The following is a 342-nucleotide window of genomic DNA, read 5'->3' as shown; positions in this document are numbered from 1 at the left end:
TTGAGACAATCCTCACCGTTATTTCTACATCAACGGACAACTATGAAACTCTTAGTTCGCAACCTTGCTCGCACCACAACTGAGCACGACATTCGTAAACTGTTTTCTGAACACGGCTCTGTTACCGAATGCACTCTCGTTTTAGACCAAGAAACCGGTCTATCGAAAGGCTTTGCTTTCGTCGAAATGCCAGAGGCTTCAGAAGCAAAAACTGCAATTGCAGCACTGAATATGGCAAACGTTGCCAAAAGTAAGATTCGAGTCAAAGCGGCTCAATAAAGCAAATTCTAAAGCCAGCTGAAAATGCTGGTTTTTTATTGCCCAAAAACTGCATAACGCCCG

Annotated in this window: 1 protein-coding gene; it reads left to right on the top strand. The window is 43.6% G+C overall.

Annotated elements, in window-relative coordinates; all coding sequences use genetic code 11:
* The first annotated feature begins 42 nt into the window (after positions 1-42).
* Positions 43-279, top strand: a complete 237-nt coding sequence (locus tag GOU96_RS18470) for an RNA recognition motif domain-containing protein (protein WP_000772130.1) — start codon at positions 43-45, stop codon at positions 277-279.
* Positions 280-342 lie beyond the last annotated feature (63 nt).

Source organism: Vibrio sp. R-1, assembly GCF_035615595.1.
Lineage (GTDB): Bacteria > Pseudomonadota > Gammaproteobacteria > Enterobacterales > Vibrionaceae > Vibrio > Vibrio cholerae.
The sequence above is the reverse complement of the archived record's forward strand: the minus strand, read 5'-3'. Positions and strand labels throughout refer to the sequence as shown.